Annotated in this window: 3 protein-coding genes; 1 reads left to right on the top strand and 2 read right to left on the bottom strand. The window is 75.3% G+C overall.

The window, feature by feature from the left end:
- Nucleotides 1–110 precede the first annotated feature (110 nt).
- A complete protein-coding gene (locus tag ABZ641_RS32930; protein WP_359987813.1) occupies nucleotides 111–1,055 on the bottom strand; it encodes a LysR family transcriptional regulator in 945 nt (314 codons plus the stop codon).
- Nucleotides 1,056–1,326: 271 nt separating this feature from the next.
- Between ABZ641_RS32930 and ABZ641_RS32925 the strand changes: the two genes are divergently transcribed.
- Entirely contained in the window at nucleotides 1,327–2,220 is an 894-nt protein-coding gene (locus ABZ641_RS32925) for a 2-dehydropantoate 2-reductase (protein ID WP_359987810.1), read from the top strand.
- Between the two features lie 31 nt (nucleotides 2,221–2,251).
- Here the strand turns inward: ABZ641_RS32925 and ABZ641_RS32920 are convergent.
- Nucleotides 2,252–2,500, bottom strand: a 249-nt coding sequence (locus ABZ641_RS32920; protein ID WP_359987809.1) for a metalloregulator ArsR/SmtB family transcription factor, incomplete at its 5' end; no start/stop codon positions are given.

Raw genomic sequence — 2,500 nt, 5'->3', positions numbered from 1 at the left:
CTTCATGGCCCGATCATGCACGGCCCGGGCGAACCCGTACCGGAGTACGGCGAATCCCGGACAGGCCACCGGTCGGTGTGCCATGGGCGGAAGGAGCCGGCAGGAGCGGCCTACCGGTGCCCGGGTTCCGGCGGGGCGAGCCCGTCCGCCGGGTGTCGCGGGAGGGTTGCGGTGCCGCAGTGCCGCTCGACGGTCTCGGCGAAGGCGAGCGCCAGCGGTGAGAGGGCGTCCCAGCGGCGGACGGCCCAGCCCGCGGTGAGGGCCGGCAGTCCGGGGACGGGGATCAGCCGCAGGTCGGGGTGGCCGGGGCCGCTCCAGGCGGGCAGGGCCGGGACGACGGCGCGGCCGAGGCCCAGTTCGGCGAGGAGGATCGCGGTGTCCCAGTCGGTGACGCTGGTGTCGAAGACCGGCCGGATCCCGGACTCGGCCAGCCACGCGGCGAGTTGGCGCCGCGCGGTCGAGTTCTCGGGGAGTCCGATGAGCCGCGCGTCCTGCAGGTCGGCCGGCGAGACCTCGGTCCTCGTGGCGAGCGGGTCGGCGGCGGAGACGGCGAGGGACCACGGGAGTTCGACCACCGGGCGCTGCTCGACGGCGCGGGCGGCGGGCCCGAGGGTGATCCAGGCGAGGTCGACGCTGCCGGCGGCCAGGGCGTCGAAGCAGCCGCGGCTGGCGGTCTCGGTCTGGAACTCGAGGCTGGCCCGTGGGAAGTGCCGCCGGAAGTCGACCACGGCCGCGGCCATGAAGTGCCGCACGGTGGTGGCGCCCGTGGTGACCCGCACCGAGCCGACACCGGAGCGGGCCGCGGCCTCGAGCCGCCGCAGGGTGTGGTCGATGCACCCCAGTCCCTCGGTGACGGCCGCGTCGAGCATGCGCCCGTACGCGGTCGGCAGTACGCCGCGGGTGTGCCGTTCGAGCAGGCTCAGGCCCAGCTCGCGTTCCAGCCGCTTCACGTGCTGGCTGACGGCGGACTGGGTGCAGGAGAGGTCCCGGGCGGCGGCGCTCAGCGAGCCCGTCCGGCAGACGGCGGTGAAGACGCGGAGGTCGTCGAGTGTCACGGTGACCCAAGGTATCGCTTGGGTCCGTGGCAGCGAATCCGAGGATTGACTGGGGTTTTCGCCATGCTTGATCATCGCTGCAGGGCCCAGGGCGGCAACCCGCCGTCGCCTCCACCCGATCCGGACGGGCGGGTGCGGCGGCGGGTGTCGACCCGCACGGTCCCGTGTTCGCCCGCGCGGAGCCGCATCGGCGCCGACCGTGAAGTGCGGTGATCCGTGGGGCACTTCGCGGCACTCGGCCGCACCGGACCCGCAGACCACAGGAGCACATGTGACCACCACCCCCCTGACCGTGGCCGTCCTCGGACCGGGCGGCGTCGGAGGCTTGATCGGCGCGCTGCTCGCCCGTGCCGGACACCGCGTCGTCTGCCTGGCCGGCGAGTCCACCGCGGCCGTCCTGCGCAGGGACGGTCTGCACGTCGAGAGCGCCCGGTTCGGGGAGTTCACCGTCGCGGTCGAGGCCGACACGCTGCTGCGGCAGCCGGTGGACGCCGTCTTCGTGACGGTCAAGCAGACCGCCTTGGAGTCGGCGCTCGACCGGGTCCCGGCCGGGGTCCTCGGCGGCGCCGCCGTGGTCCCGCTGCTCAACGGACTCGACCACCTCGCCGTGCTGCGCGGACGCCGCCCCGCGGCTCGGGTGGTCGCCGGCACGATCAGGGTCGAGGCGACCCGCACCGCTCCGGGGCGCATCCGCCACGGCAGCCCGTTCGCCGACGTCCAACTCGCCGGACCGGCGGACGACCTGGCCGAGGCCCTGCGCGGGGCGGGCCTGGGCGCGACCCTGCGGTCCGACGAGACCTCGATGCTGTGGGAGAAGCTCGCCTTCCTGGCACCGTTCGCCCTGCTGACCACCCGGTACCGGGCGGACGCCGGAACGGTCCGCAGCGACCTGCGCCCGGAACTCGTCGCCGTGGTCGAGGAGATCACCGGTGTCGCCCGGGCCGCGGGCACCGCGGTGACGGCCGAGGACGTGCTCGCCTTCTTCGACCGCTCGCCGCACGCGATGAGGTCCTCGATGCAGCGCGACGCGGAGGCCGGACGTCCGCTCGAACTCGACGCGATCGGCGGCGCCGTGCTGCGGGCCGCCGCCGCCCACGGGATCGCCGCCCCGGCCACGGCCCGGCTGGTCGCGGACGTCGCCCGCGGCACCGGCCGGGAGGTGTGACGCCGCCCCGGACGGCCCGGACGACGGTCGGTCAGCCGAGCGGTCCCGGGCGGAGGTCGCCGAGCAGCTCCGCCCGGCCGGTGATCACGTCGGTCAGGATCGACCGGGCGACGGCGAGCAGTTCGGCGACCTCGGGGCTGGCGATCCGGTAGATCACGGTGGCGCCGTCGCGGCGGGAGGTGACCACCCCGGCGCGGCGGAGCACGGCGAGCTGCTGGGAGAGGTTGGAGGCCTCCACGCCGACGTCGGTGAGGAGTTCGGCGACGGCGTGCTCGCGCTG

This window comes from Kitasatospora sp. NPDC007106, from assembly GCF_040634455.1.
GTDB lineage: Bacteria > Actinomycetota > Actinomycetes > Streptomycetales > Streptomycetaceae > Kitasatospora > Kitasatospora arboriphila.
Note: the sequence above shows the minus strand (reverse complement) of the source record. Positions and strands in the feature narration are given on the sequence as shown.